General features: G+C 38.0%; 12 protein-coding genes. All 12 read right to left on the reverse strand.

Features of this window, described 5'->3' with window-relative positions:
- Positions 1–196: 196 nt before the first annotated feature.
- A complete protein-coding gene (gene plsX / locus B2R82_RS05110; protein ID WP_286923847.1) occupies positions 197–1189 on the reverse strand; it encodes a phosphate acyltransferase PlsX in 993 nt (330 codons plus the stop codon).
- Between the two features lie 11 nt (positions 1190–1200).
- Complete coding sequence (gene fapR, locus B2R82_RS05115; RefSeq protein ID WP_283872753.1) at positions 1201–1764, reverse strand: transcription factor FapR; 564 nt, start codon at positions 1762–1764, stop codon at positions 1201–1203.
- A 131-nt stretch (positions 1765–1895) separates the two neighbouring features.
- Positions 1896–3941: an ATP-dependent DNA helicase RecG gene (recG, locus tag B2R82_RS05120; RefSeq protein WP_286923848.1), complete on the reverse strand. Its 2046-nt coding sequence runs from the start codon at positions 3939–3941 to the stop codon at positions 1896–1898.
- Positions 3942–4160: 219 nt separating this feature from the next.
- Positions 4161–5276 carry a mandelate racemase/muconate lactonizing enzyme family protein gene (locus B2R82_RS05125; RefSeq protein WP_286923849.1) on the reverse strand — a complete coding sequence of 372 codons (1116 nt, stop codon included), beginning with the start codon at positions 5274–5276 and terminating at the stop codon, positions 4161–4163.
- Between the two features lie 35 nt (positions 5277–5311).
- On the reverse strand, positions 5312–6454 hold the full coding sequence (locus B2R82_RS05130; RefSeq protein ID WP_286923850.1) for a M20 metallopeptidase family protein: 1143 nt from the start codon (positions 6452–6454) through the stop codon (positions 5312–5314).
- A 15-nt stretch (positions 6455–6469) separates the two neighbouring features.
- Complete coding sequence (locus B2R82_RS05135) at positions 6470–7885, reverse strand: YfcC family protein (protein WP_286923851.1); 1416 nt, start codon at positions 7883–7885, stop codon at positions 6470–6472.
- A gap of 267 nt (positions 7886–8152) precedes the next feature.
- Entirely contained in the window at positions 8153–9013 is an 861-nt protein-coding gene (locus B2R82_RS05140; protein ID WP_286923852.1) for a LysR family transcriptional regulator, read from the reverse strand.
- Positions 9014–9196: 183 nt separating this feature from the next.
- Positions 9197–10105: an L-serine ammonia-lyase, iron-sulfur-dependent, subunit alpha gene (gene sdaAA / locus B2R82_RS05145; RefSeq protein ID WP_286923853.1), complete on the reverse strand. Its 909-nt coding sequence runs from the start codon at positions 10103–10105 to the stop codon at positions 9197–9199.
- A gap of 13 nt (positions 10106–10118) precedes the next feature.
- Entirely contained in the window at positions 10119–10781 is a 663-nt protein-coding gene (sdaAB, locus tag B2R82_RS05150; RefSeq protein ID WP_283871129.1) for an L-serine ammonia-lyase, iron-sulfur-dependent subunit beta, read from the reverse strand.
- A gap of 349 nt (positions 10782–11130) precedes the next feature.
- Positions 11131–12780 carry a DAK2 domain-containing protein gene (locus B2R82_RS05155; protein ID WP_286923854.1) on the reverse strand — a complete coding sequence of 550 codons (1650 nt, stop codon included), beginning with the start codon at positions 12778–12780 and terminating at the stop codon, positions 11131–11133.
- 18 nt (positions 12781–12798) lie between these two features.
- Positions 12799–13161: an Asp23/Gls24 family envelope stress response protein gene (locus B2R82_RS05160; protein WP_054770620.1), complete on the reverse strand. Its 363-nt coding sequence runs from the start codon at positions 13159–13161 to the stop codon at positions 12799–12801.
- Between the two features lie 316 nt (positions 13162–13477).
- Entirely contained in the window at positions 13478–14674 is a 1197-nt protein-coding gene (locus B2R82_RS05165) for a GGDEF domain-containing protein (RefSeq protein WP_286923855.1), read from the reverse strand.
- Between the last annotated feature and the right edge of the window lie 214 nt (positions 14675–14888).

Consider the following 14888-nt stretch of genomic DNA (forward strand, 5'->3'; position numbering starts at 1 on the left):
TGTGTTTAGGCCTGCGTGAGGGCCGACACGATGTCGGTCATTTCGGTAAAGCCACAGGACGTGGCGTTTTTTACCGATGCAGGTCAGTTAGCCGTTATCGCATGGATACGATGGTTTTAGGCTAACATCCTTTATGAACTCCTTTCCAATTCCGCGGCATCCACCGGAGGTTTTAACTTCTTTCAACTGAAAGAAGTTAATCAATTTCTAGGTGACGTACTGTCTCGGTAATCGTTGAGATTACTGTATGCTCCACCATTGTACTTGCTTGGCGTATTGCACTGTAAATGGCTTTAGCATTAGATGAACCATGTGCCTTTATAACCGGCGCCTGTAAGCCAAATAAAGCTGCTCCACCATACTCGGTATAATCCATTTTGTTTTTCAAGTCACGTAAATTATTTTTCATAAGGGCGGCTGAAATTTTTGTCTTTGTTGAAGACATAAATGCTTCCTTCAGCATTGAAAATAATGCTCCTGCTGTACCTTCAATCGATTTCAGTACCATATTTCCTGTAAAACCATCTGTTACAACAACATCTGCTACCCCTTCTAGTAAATCACGTGCCTCCACATTGCCAATAAAGTTTAAATCCGCTTCTTTTAGCAGTTCAAAAGCCGCCTTTGTTAATTCGTTCCCTTTTTTATCCTCAGTACCGATATTTAGTAAACCGATGCGTGGCTTTTGTAAGCCCCCAACCTTTTTGGCATAAATATCACCCATTATTGCATATTGCAATAAATGCTCAGGTCGTGCATCCGCATTTGCACCAAGATCTAGCATTAAAAAGCCCTTACCATCTAAAGTTGGTAATGTAGTCGCAAGCGCTGGTCTAGCAATTCCCTCTATTCGCCCGACTTTAAACAGACCGCCTGCCATTAAAGCTCCTGTATTACCTGCAGAAAGACAAGCATCGGCTTTCCCAATTTCCACTGCATCCATTATTTTCGCCATAGATGAATCCTTTTTACGACGAACAGCACGTGCTGGATCATCAGTTCCTTCTACTATTTCTTCACAATGTATAACAGTCAATCGGTCATGTATTTTTAAAAATGGCTCAAGCTTTTCTTGTTGACCATATAATTGTATTTCTAAATTTGGAATTTGCTCTAATGCCAATAGCGCACCCTCAACAACTGATTTTGGTGCGTTGTCGCCACCCATTCCATCAAGCGCTAATTTCATTGTTGTTCACCTTAACCTTTCGTGCGGTACATATCAAATTCACCAACAAAAACAGTTTCACCATTAACAGTGGATGTTACCTCTACCTTTGTTCGATGATTTTCATCATCACGTGCGATAACAACTGCCTTTGTAATAACACGATTTCCAGCTCTAACAGGTTTCACAAACGTTATATTTGAATGCACTGTCAATGCCAGTTCGTCATCAATAACCGCTACTGCTAATGAGTTTGCCTGTGCGAACAAATGATGTCCACGTGCAATGCCATTGCGCTGAAAAACATGCTCTTCTTTTACGTCAAAAATAGATAATGCACGATTATCCAATTCAATATCAATAATTTCTCCGATAATTTCATCAATCGGTAGTGATTTCACTTCATTTTCATAGGTTTTCGAAGCAACATCTTTAATTCGCTCTCGCAATTCTGGAATTGCTAATTCCATACGATCTAAACGAATCGTTTGGACACTCACCTGAAACTGTGTTGCAAGCTGTTCATCTGTGACGAATGGATTTTCAGCTATCGTTTCAGATAATAGTCGCTGTCGCTCTTTTTTCGTTCGTCTCAACATCATTCGCCACCTTTTTTAGTTGTTATTAGCACTTGGTACTAATATCAGTATATAGACTATAAAAAAAGAATGCAAGACCTGTTTTCAAAACAAGTTCTTACATCCCGTTGATAGCATCTGAATAATTATTAATCGAAGCGTTCCCCCTGCAAGACGCCTGATTGCTCAAGCATTGCCCGTAAAGCCTGATAGTCATCGTGCTGCCAAAAAGCATCCGTCTCAAGCATCTCGATAGCATCTTTTCTCGCAGTCTCAAGAATACGATAATCATGCACTAAATCAGCTACTTTAAAGTCTGGTAAACCACTTTGCTTCCGGCCAAAAAAATCACCTGGTCCACGCAGTTCCAAATCTTTTTCAGCTAGTCGGAACCCATCATTCGTTTCTGTCATAGACTGCATTCGCTCCTTCCCTTCATCTGATTTTGGGTCAGCCAGTAATACACAATATGACTGGTGCTCTCCACGTCCAACACGTCCCCGCAATTGATGCAATTGTGCAAGCCCAAAGCGTTCTGCATCATAAACAAGCATAAAAGTTGCATTCGGTACATTTACACCAACCTCAACAACTGTTGTTGAAACAAGCACATCTATTGCCCCCTCACTAAAGGCACGCATAACAGCATCTTTTTCATCGGCTGTCAGACGACCATGCATTAATCCAACATGGTATCTTCCGCTAAAATACGTGGCGAGCTGCTCATAAATCTCAACTGCATTTTGGACATCAAGTTTATCAGATTCCTCAATGAGCGGGCAAATCGCATATGCCTGCCTACCAGCAGCAAGTTCCATTTCAAGCTTTGACAGAACAGAGCCAACTTGCTCTTTTTTCATCCAGTGCGTTTCAATCTGTTTACGTCCCGCTGGCATTTCATCAATAATGGAAACATCCATTTCCCCAAACGCTGTGATTGCAAGGGTACGTGGAATAGGGGTTGCCGTCATAAAAAGCACATCCGGATTATCTCCTTTATCACGCAGAATTCTACGCTGCTCAACCCCAAAACGGTGCTGTTCATCGGTTATCACAAAACCAAGTTTACTAAAAATAACATCTGGCTGAATAAGTGCATGTGTCCCAATTAAAATATCAATACTGCCATTAGCAAGCTCCTCTAAAAGTAAGCGACGCTCTTTTGTTTTTGTTGATCCTGATAGTAAAGCGACACGTACACCAAATGGTTCAAACCATTCTGTCAAGTTTTCAGCATGTTGCTCTGCCAATATTTCTGTCGGCGCCATCAACGCTCCCTGAAAACCTGCAGTAACAGCTCCGTAGAGGCAAATTGCCGCAACAACTGTTTTCCCTGACCCTACATCTCCCTGAAGCAAACGATTCATACGATGTGGTTCTTTCAGATCTTTGCAAATTTCATTAACCACACGTTTTTGGGCAGCAGTTAATTCATAAGGTAACGATGCAATGAAAGCACGCAGTTTTTGTAAATCATATTGTATTATGGTGCCATGCTCACTATCCTTTCTAATTTTACGTAGAGCTTGAATACGTAGCTGAAAGAATAGTAGCTCCTCATAGGCAAAGCGCCGTCTAGCCTGTTTTGCATGCCCTGCATCGAGAGGGAAATGAATTCCTTCAAGACCATCAGCTATTGGAGCAAGCTTATAGGCCTCTTGTATATGTAATGGAATAGCATCAGGTATCTCTGCACCAATGTCATCTAACGCCTGTCGCATATATTTACGAAATCGTTTTTGCGGAATAAGGCCCTTCAAGCTATAGATAGGCTCAAAGTCGATCTGCTCTGTCTTTGGACCAAATGTGACAGATGTTCCATTGATTACCTGTCTGCCTCTGTCCCACTTTCCTGTGACGGTAATAATAGCTCCTGGAATAAGCTTTTGCTTTAAATAGCCTTGATTAAAAAATACAACCTTCACTAAATGGCGACCTGCTAGCACTGTCACCTGTAATCTTGATTTATTGCGGCCTAAAAACAAAATTGTCGGCTCACGCTCTACTTTACACTCCACAGTAACACGCTCATTATGGGGTGTTTGTGCCAAATCCTTTAACCTAAAATCCTCATGTCTATGTGGAAACGTCCATAATAAATCTGCTATCGTCTCGATGCCTAATGCCTCTAAATGTCCTGCAGTTTCCTTCCCGATTCCCTTTAATCCGGTGACTGGACTCGTTAAATCAGTCATCTTGTACGACAACTCCCTTCATGATGCTAGTATATAAATTAATTGATCTATGTAGCTAATAGCTTTTTTATTAACACTGTATCATAAAACTACGATCTTTCCTTACAATATACATTTTCAAATGCACTAAAAACCCCTACCTCAAATTGAAGGTGGGGCTTGTTTAAATTATTTCAACATTCCTATTTTAGATATTATTCAAGATTGTAACTATTCCCCTTATACCGGTTTGTTTATTTCACAGGAAAAACGAGTAATTTCGTTTACATATACTTCATCTACATCAATGCCTAATCCCGGGTTGTTACTAAATTGAATTACATCTCTATTATAGTGGACTTTTGCCACATCCTTGATAAACATTAAAGGACCCACCATCTCATTTGTTTGAATAATGTTTTTACTCATTGCCAGATGTGCTCCTGCCATTGTGCCGATAGCCGATTCTACCATCGATCCAACTTGACATAGCATGTCGGCTGCCTGTGCTAAACTCGCTAAAGCTAAGGCAGGATAAATACCGCCAGATTTCATTAGTTTAATATTAAGCATATCCGCTGCACGCATCTCAATAACATTCACTAAATCGTAAATATTATGTACACCCTCATCAATCATTACCTTATGATTTGCAACGGATCTAATCTCTTTTAAAGCTCTTATATCATGTGCCTTCACTGGCTGCTCATACCAATCCACATGACAATCAGATGTTTCGCGTATTACTTTCAAGGCCTCAATTCTATTCCAGCCTTGGTTAGCATCAACACGAAGCTGAATAGTGTTTCCTATAGCATTTCTGACAGCTTTAATTCGTTCAATATCAGTGTCTGCATTGGTGCCTACCTTCATTTTTATATTCCTGAAACCCGCTTCCACAAAACTACGTGCATCCTCTGCCATTTCCTGAGGATCTTTAATACTAATTACTCGTGGAACCTGGAGCTCTTCATGTGCTTTTCCACCAATTAATTGATAAACCGGCTGCCCAGTAATTTTCCCCATTAGATCATAGATAGCAATATCTAGTGCAGCTTTTGCAGAAGGAACGCCATTTATCTTATGACTGAATTTTTGATGAATATAATCAATAGCAAATGGATCTTCATTTATAATTAGTGGAGCTAATTCATGTTTAATAACATGATAAGTACTTTCCCAAGTTTCTCCCGTTACATTTTGATCAGGAACAGCCTCACCCCAGCCCACTGTCCCCTCATCTGTTTCAACTCTTACAAATATGGTTGGCATATCATCTAAATGAACATATGAAATGACAAAAGGTTCTTTTAATAATAATCGTGCAGCAAACACTTCAACTTTCTTTATTTTCATGTTTAACATCCTTTCTGCTTCATACAAACCCTCTATTAATAATGATTTACTAGTTCAATAAATAACTTTATCGCATCAGGAAACACATCTTCATCAAGGTCAAACTTAGGATGATGATGAGGATACTGACTCTTTTCTCCACCCATACCGACAAAAATAAAGGCTCCAGGTTTTTTCTGTAAATAATAGGAGAAATCTTCTCCTCCCATAACTGGATTAACCAATTCAAATACTTCCTGTCCAAATTCTTGGCAAACAATATTTTCCACAAATCTTGACTCATTTGGGTCATTTATTAGTGGTGGAGTTCCTACTATAAATCGAACCTTTCCTTTTGCACCAAAAGCTTGGCATATTCCCTCTGTTAACTTGACCATTTTTGTTTGAATGATATCGACTGTTTGGGGCGTCAATGCTCTTATTGTTCCTATTAATCTCGCTGAATCAGGGATAATATTATACGTTGTACCAGCTTGAACATTCCCTACAGTAATAACTCCTGCTTCAATTGGATTTATGTTTCTGCTTATTATACTTTGAAAGGCTTGGATTAAATTGCTTGCAATATAGATGGGATCAATTGTTTCATGAGGCATTGATCCATGACCACCGAATCCTTTGATATCAATTTCAAAATCATCAATGGAAGCCATCATTGGCCCATGAGTTAACCCAATTTTTCCTTTTTCAAGACCCTGCCATAAATGAATACCAAAAATAGCATCTATCCCTTCTAAAACACCTTGTTTAATTAATAAGTCAGCTCCACTAGGTGTGATTTCCTCGGCAGATTGGAATATGAGTACAACATTTGCTTCAACCTCATTTTTCGATAACCATTCAGCAACAGCAAGTAATATTGCCGTATGACCATCATGACCACACATATGAGCAATCCCTGTTTTTTTAGATATATATGGTTTTTCTCCCTCTTCAATAATCGGCAGCGCATCTATGTCTGCTCTTAGTGCTATAGTTTTTAAACCTTTTGACCCCTTTATTAACGCAACAACACTAGGTGGTCCAAAAGACAATATGTCAATATTCAACTCCATCAATCTTTTTCGAATGAATTTACTCGTTTCAAACTCCTGACCAGAAAGCTCAGGGTATTGATGAAGATATCGTCTGTCGTCAATTGCTCTTTTTGTCAAAGACTCTAAATTTGTGATTTCCATTAGTAAAACTCCTTTTTAAAACGGCCCATATTGAATAATCTGCGCAATAATTAGTGATACAACGGCAACCGTAATCTGCAACAACATGAAAGGTAGAATCCATCTTATCCATTTTCCCCATGGTATTCCTGCAATTGAGAGTCCAGCCATAAGGAATCCGACAGTTGGAAAAATGATATTAGACATTCCATCACCAAATTGATAGGCAAGAACTGCCGTTTGCCTTGTAACACCAATCATATCAGATAAAGGAGCCATAATTGGCATTGTTAAAGCAGCTTGTCCGCTCCCTGATGGCACCAAAAAATTCAAAAATAGTTGGAAAACAAACATACCTACCGCATTTAATGTTGGAGGAATAGTATCAAGTATTGAGGCTGTATGATATAGAATAGTATCAATAAGCCCTGAATTATTAAAAATAACAAGAATTGTTTGAGCTAACCCAATAATTAATGCGCCACCAATTAAATCTCCCGCACCTTTCATAAAGGAATTAGCAATTCGTGATGGCGATAATTTTCCAATAAGCCCCATTAAAATACCAAATAATAAAAACAAGCCAGCTATTTCAGTAATATACCATCCTAATTTAATGACACCATACATCAGGACAATGAAATTCAAGAGAAATGTTAACATAACGAGCTTATGACTTAATTCCATTTTGATTGACTGATTCGTATGCCCCTCTGCATTGCCAAATTTGAAATTTCCGTAGAAACCGAGCGAAGGGTTATTTTTTACCTTCCTAGCATAGCGATAGACATAAATAGTAGCTGTAACATATAAAATGACAAAGATGATAAGACGCAAAGCAATGCCAGAGAACAAAGGCAATCCAGCTATTTCTTGGGCAATCCCTACAGTAAACGGATTCATTACTGCCGCTGAAAAGCCAACTGATGCTCCTAGAATGACGATAGCGAATCCTGTAATAGCATCAAAGCCCAAAGCAATGGCAAGTGGGACAAGTATGCCTACATATACGATTGTTTCATCAGACATCCCCATTAATGAACCTGCACATGCGAAAAATAACATTAGCACGGGAATCATCAACATCTCTCGCTTTGCCATTTTAACTGACAGCATTGCAATAAAAGATTCTAATGCACCTGTTGCTGAAAGTATTCCAAAGGTTCCTCCAACAATTAAAACAAAGAAAATAATACTCGCACCCTGCATCATACCTGAATGAATACTACTAAAAACCTCCAAGAATCCTATTGGGTTCATATCCGTATAAGTAAAGGTCCCTGGCTGAATCACTTCTCTCCCATTCAATTCTTCTCGTTGAAACTCACCTGCTGGAATGATATACGTCAACACGGCCGATAAAATGATAAGGCAAAATATTAAGACATATACATTTATTCCTTTTTGTTGATCATTTAATTCTACATCTTTTTTAATGACAAATTTCCCCATATGCAGTCCCCCATTTTATAAACGCTTCCATTTCTCCCACAACGTCATCCCCTTTTTTTGAAATTTCCGTCTTCTAAATTGTAAGTGATAGTATCGAAAATAAAAAATTGCTATTTCTAATAGTAACTATTGATAAATTTACATAATAAACAAAGAACATTTCCTATGTTTCCCTATTAATGCTATTAAAAATTTGATAATAAAAATCGCCCCATTCTACAATATGTTTGCAGAAAAGCGCGATGTTCATTTCATTTTTTATTCTGTTTAAATCGTTCGCCACGTATCTTTTACTAAATCGATAAACATACTAACATTACTAAATTCCTTAGAATTATGTGGATAAATCAAATATGTTGGTAATCTTTTCGGAAAACGATATAACACCTGAAGACTGCCCTTATTTACCTCTTTTTTTATCAATATATCACTTAGTAATGCTAAACCTACTTGTCCCACAACTGCTCGTTTTATAGCCTCTTCACTTCCAAATTCGACAATTGTTTTTGGATCACAATGAATGTCACGAAGACAACCCCTTATATTATCATCCAACCCGTAGGTTATAAATGGGTATTCATCGAAAATTTCCGCAATTGTTCTGGCCTTTATAATATTTGGGTTCCCAACTAGGACTAAATCCTCTTCTTCAAGTAAAACTCCTTCTATACCTGAATAATTAGGCTTTCCTGCTACAAAACCTATATCTGCCTGATTAGAGCTTACAAGAGTGGCTGTCTCCTTACTGTTAGCACATAGAAGCTTCAAATTTACCTGTGGATACAGCTTTAAAAATGAACCAATAATATGGGATAAATAATATCCACAATAAAATTCTGGAGCGGCAATTGTTAAATGACCATAAGGCTTTTCAAAATTTTTCAAATCCTCCTCCATTTCTTCTAGGATGTTAAATAATTTATCCGTATGCTCCTTTAAAATCTTTCCGACTTGAGAAAGAAACATTTTCTTTCCCATCCTATTGAATAAAGTATGGCCTATCTCATCCTCTAACGCCTTAATTTGCTGGCTAATCGTTGGCTGACTGTAATTTAATAGTTGAGCAGCTTTAGTAAAATTAAGATAAGTAGAAACAACGTGAAATGTTTTTAAATTGCGTAAATCCATTACCTTACTCACACCCTTGTTAGAAAATCAATTTAAATTTTTTATAAAATATCATACTATCCAAAATAATGAAACGTAAGAAAATGTTAATTCAAGAGTGTTGAAGGAGCAATAATAAGACCCCATCGCGATAAAATAAACATGCTACCCCATTATAAATAGATAGCATGTTTAGTCAGAAGCTTATTGAATGGCTTTAATACTCTGTAATCCACCATTTTCTAAAATGGCTTTACTAATCGCTTTGCCTGTAGGTGTCGCAGCCAAACCACCTCGGGCAGTTTCTTTTAAATTAGGACTCATAGATTGTCCGATTCGATACATCGCCCCAATTACTTCATCGCACGGGATACGGCTTGTGACACCTGCGAGAGCCATATCAGCTGCCACAAGTGAATTAGCCGCTCCCATTGCATTTCGTTTTACACATGGGACTTCCACTAACCCAGCTACAGGATCACATACAAGACCTAGCATATTTTTAAGTGTGATGGCAAATGCTTCAGAACATTGTTGTGGCGTACCACCAGCCATTTCAACGATAGCTGCCGCAGCCATACCTGCTGCTGAGCCAACTTCTGCCTGGCAGCCACCAGCAGCACCAGAAATGGATGCATTATTGGCAACCACAAAGCCGAATGCACCTGAAGTAAATAAATAGCGAATCATTTGCTCACGCGTTGGATTTAACTTATTTTTGACAGCAAATAACGTACCTGGTACAACTCCAGCTGAGCCTGCGGTTGGTGTTGCACATATTGTTCCCATTGCTGCATTAACCTCATTCGTTGCAACCGCTTTACTGACAGCATCTAATAATAAATCTCCAGATAATGATTTTCCTTGCGCTATATAAGTTTGAAGCAATACGGCATCTCCACCAGTTAAGCCTGTTACCGACTGCACACCTTTTAAGCCACGTTCAACAGCTTCCTCCATGACCGTTAAATTACGATCCATTTGCCCCATAATTTCTTCTCGCGAGCGTCCCGTTATTAGCATTTCCTGCTCAATCATAATTTCTGAAATTAGTTTTCCCTCTCGCTCTGCTCGTTCAACAAGTTCACGAACATTATGAAACAATACGTCCATAGTGAGACACCCCCTAGTTGTTAATTTTTGATACCTTCGTAATATGTGGAATTAATGAAATTTGTTGCAAAACTTTTTCCTCTATATTTTGATCGACTTCAATAACCATCAGAGCCGTTAATCCTCTCTCTATACGTGAAACCTCCATATGACCGATGTTAACATCATGCATCGCTAAGCAATTAGCGACATTGGCAATACAGCCTGCCCGATCATCATGTACTACAAGAATGGCTGGCATTCCCCCAGTTAAACGTAGCTTGAAACCGTTTACTTCACTTACTTCAATTTTTCCGCCGCCAATAGAAATACCAACGACAGACATTTCTCCCTCATCATCACCTATGACAAGACGCGCAGTATTTGGATGCTCAGTATTTGCTGTTTCTGGGATAAATTCATAATCTAGCCCAGCTTTTTCGGCTTCAGCAAAGGCTGTCTTAATACGCTCGTCAAATGTATCAAAATTTAAAAGACCTCCGATTAATGCAACATCAGTTCCATGACCTCTATACGTTTCAGCAAATGATCCATATAGGTGGATTTTTGCCCACTTTGGCTGTCTACCAAATAGATCTCTAGCAACACGTCCAATACGAGCTGCCCCTGCCGTATGAGAGGAGGAAGGCCCAATCATAACAGGTCCAATAATATCAAATACTGAAGTAAACTTCATTCAAACACCCCTCTATTCTATCCATATAATAATATTTACATTTACTTATATCATGCTTGATAGTAACTATAAAAGTAAAGCAATAATTTATCAACTTTCAGAAAATTTACACGACTATAATTTCCACGATAAGAATATTGTTATTTTCTGTCCACTCTCTATATACAGTAGCTCTTAAAGGCTTATATTCCAGTACTTCCAATTTTATCGTCCTCTAGATACGTACAGTGAATTGTTTATTTTGACTATTGTAAATCAGTAATTATCTTCTATTCTCCTTATAGCATAAACAAAAGCAGTACACGGACTGTGCACTGCTTTGTCTATTTATTTACTAAGTGGCATTAAATTATTCTACTGAAATAATATATGGATATAATCCTTGTTTACCATTAAATAACTCAATTTCTACTGCTGGATAGTTCTCTTCAATAAACTTTACTAATTCAGAGGCATTTTCTTCTGTTGTATCCTCACCGTAAATAACTGTAACAATTTCAGCATTTTCGTCTACTAAATCGGTAATTACCTTTTCAGCTGCGTCTTTTAATGCTGGTGTAGATAACACAATTTTCCCTTCCGCAAGAGCCATGAAATCGTCCTTATGAATTTGGATGCCATCTATAGATGTATCACGCACTGCATAAGTTACTTGACCAGTTTTTACGTTAGCAAAAGCTTCTGACATTGCTTTTTGGTTTATGTCAACTGTTGCTTCTGGATTGAACGATAAAATAGCTGCCATCCCTTGAGGAATAGTTTTAGTAGGTACTACTGCCGCTTCAATATCTAGAAGCTCAACCGCTTGTTCTGCAGCCATGACAATATTTTTGTTATTTGGTAAAATTAACACTTTTTCAGCACCAATTTCTTGCACCGCTTTCACGATATCCTCTGTTGAAGGGTTCATTGTTTGACCACCTTCAATAACGTAGGATGCACCGATTGAACGAAGTAATTCAGCCACGCCCTCACCCATTGCAATAGTTACAATAGCATATGGATGTTTCTCAGCCCTTTTAACAGGAGTTGTTGCTCTATGATCCTCACCAACAATAGCAGAATGCTGTTCACGCATATTGTCAACCTTAATTTTAATAAGACTCCCATATTTTTGCCCCATTGCTAAAACAGCACCTGGCTGCTCAGAATGGATATGCACTTTCGCAATTTCATCATCTGAAATCACTAACAAAGAATCACCTAATGGGTTTAGCTCATTTCTAAATTGTTCTTCACTAAAAGGCTCTTTGCCTTCCTCAAAGCGCACCATAATTTCCGTACAATAACCGAACTCAATGTCCGCTGTATTCATGAAATCCTGTGCTCTATGATGTTCTGCATTGATTAAATCGTCTAATGTTGCTTCATTTTTCTCTGGTAATGGTTCACCTTTCAGGGAAGCTAAAAATCCTTCATACACAAATAAAAGACCTTGACCACCACTATCAACAACACCTACTTCTTTAAGAACTGGAAGTAGCTCAGGTGTGCGCTCTAATGATGCTTTTGCTTCTGCTGTAAATGCCTCCATCACCGCAATGATATCGTTTTCAGTTTCAGCCACTTCTACGCCTTTTTTTGCCGCTTCACGAGCAACTGTTAAAATCGTACCTTCAACAGGTTTCATGACTGCTTTGTAAGCTGTATCTACGCCAGCTTGGAAGGCACCTGCAAATCCCTTAGCGTCAATTGCCGCCTCTTTTTCGATAAACTTCCCAAAGCCTCGAAATAACTGAGATAGAATTACACCAGAATTACCACGTGCTCCCATAAGTAAACCTTTTGACAAAGCCTGTGCTGTTTTTCCAATATGTTCTGAGGCAGAATGCTCTGTTTCCTTGGCACCAGATGTCATCGATAAGTTCATATTTGTTCCGGTATCGCCATCTGGCACTGGAAATACATTTAATGAATCAACATAATTTGCATTTTGGAATAGGTGATGAGCACCCATTTGCACCATTTCCGCAAACTTTATTCCGTCTAAAGACTGCATTCGATTTAGTTCCTCCTCTTAATCATTCGCTACACGAACGCCCTGCACAAAAATATTGACAGATTTTACGCTCATACCTAACGTTTTATCCACTGTATATTTCACTTTCGACTGTACTTGGTAAGCCACTTCCGAAATTTTCGTACCATAACTAACAATAATGTACATATCAATATGTAAATCGTCGTTCTGCTGTCGAATAACAACACCTTTTGCAAAGTTTTCTTTACGTAAAATATCAGTTAGACCATCACGAATTTGATGTTTAGATGCCATGCCAACAATACCGTAGCATTCTACAGCAGCGCCACCAGCAATTTGTGCAAGTACATCTGTTGAAATATCAATTTGGCCGAATTCATTGTTTAATTCAATTGACATAGAAATGCCCCCTTGGCTCTTTTTGACTAAACTATATTGTAACACTTTCGTTATACAATAAGCAACCTAAGAAGGCATGAAAACGCTCTGTATCAACGTTTCACTGGCATTATATAGGATAAAATACTCCTTCATCGAATAATTCATTTTGCTATCAATTTTGCCTTGATGTAATTGCGTCCGGAGGCTTTAGGCCAAAATGTGATGTTGGTCACTCAGGCGTTTTCACAGGAAGTGAAGTTCTTAGCCTGAGTTCCGCTATTTCAGTAGGTGTTGGGACATCCACTGAAAAGGAGCCAAAACCGAATTCATCTCATCATCTGTAGAGGTGGAAGTCTTCTGCTGAATGAAGATAAAAGTTGTTACGTCCGTTTTCTTTGGCTTTATATAATGCTTGATCAGCTAATTCACAGCACTTCTCTAATTGTTCAATTGTTGAAATTTTGGCGTGACACATTCCGATACTAACTGTTACAATGTTGGCTATTTTTGAATGCTCATGACGAATGTTTAAACTACGGACTTCTTCTAAAATTTCCTCACAAACATGCTCCGCAAATTTGGATGCGTGTTGGCTGACAATTATAAACTCTTCGCCTCCCCATCGTGCAGCAAATGCATTATACTTTTCAGCAATTTCATCTAGTAGTGCAGCAACCTTAATTAATGCCTCATCACCTTGTAAATGACCATAATGATCATTGAAATTTTTAAAGAAATCAATATCAATCATCATCACTGTTAGATTTTTAGCCTTATGAAGCTGTTGCCCTATTTGTACCAGCTTATTATTAAAAGCTCGTCGATTAGGAAGATTTGTCAACGAATCACGGAGGGCTTGCTCTAACAGCTCATTATTTTTTTCAACTAATAATTTTGAGAATTGCTTGGATTTTGCCATTTCTTCCCCCAACAAAATATGTTGTGTGATGAATTGCTTCTGATTCTTGTAGGTATGATACTGAATAACGAACCCTATCGGAAGAATAAGAGACAACGGTAGGAAAACCCTGATACTTTCGCCCGATATTCCATTACCTAAATAAGCACTGATAAAAATTGCTAGTGCAGTTACTGCAATTAATGGAGATATCTTACGAAAAGAAATAGCGAAAACCGTACAAATAATTAAAAACAGCACTTCATATAAAGCCACATGCTTAAAATAATAAACATCCATTACAGTGATAATTGTAATTAACAATAACACTGTATAAATATACATAAGTAAAACCATTTCATATTTGCGCATATTCAAGAATGTAACATGTAATTTTTTTTCTTTAATAAGCAATAGAACTGCCAAATCAATATAAAACAAAATAGTATGAATCGCAATATAAGCTGGTACCATCACTCGCTCTGTTTTTGAAAAGAAAACCTCACCATAATGTATGATTGTAATGACGGCTGAAACATACATTAATGACCATGCCACTGTTCGCATACGCTTTACATTAAAATAAATCATTTCTTTACGTATAGCGAGAGCAAGTTTTTCTTGATTTTCCATACTGTCCGCTCCTATTGCAATTTAGTAAATAATATTTCCTATATTTATCGTCTAAATAATTTAAAATACAAGTAGTCTCCTTAAAATTGTTGAAAAACATTCTGCTATTCTAATGTCACTTTTCTAAAATATTCAACAGACTACAATTACAATCGCTTAAAAAAAGAAAAAGCTGATACTTTTTAGCATCAGCTTTCTCATAGTGTTGAAAAAC

The sequence above is a fragment of the Lysinibacillus sp. UBA6686 genome, assembly GCF_002455205.1.
GTDB lineage: Bacteria > Bacillota > Bacilli > Bacillales_A > Planococcaceae > Lysinibacillus > Lysinibacillus pakistanensis.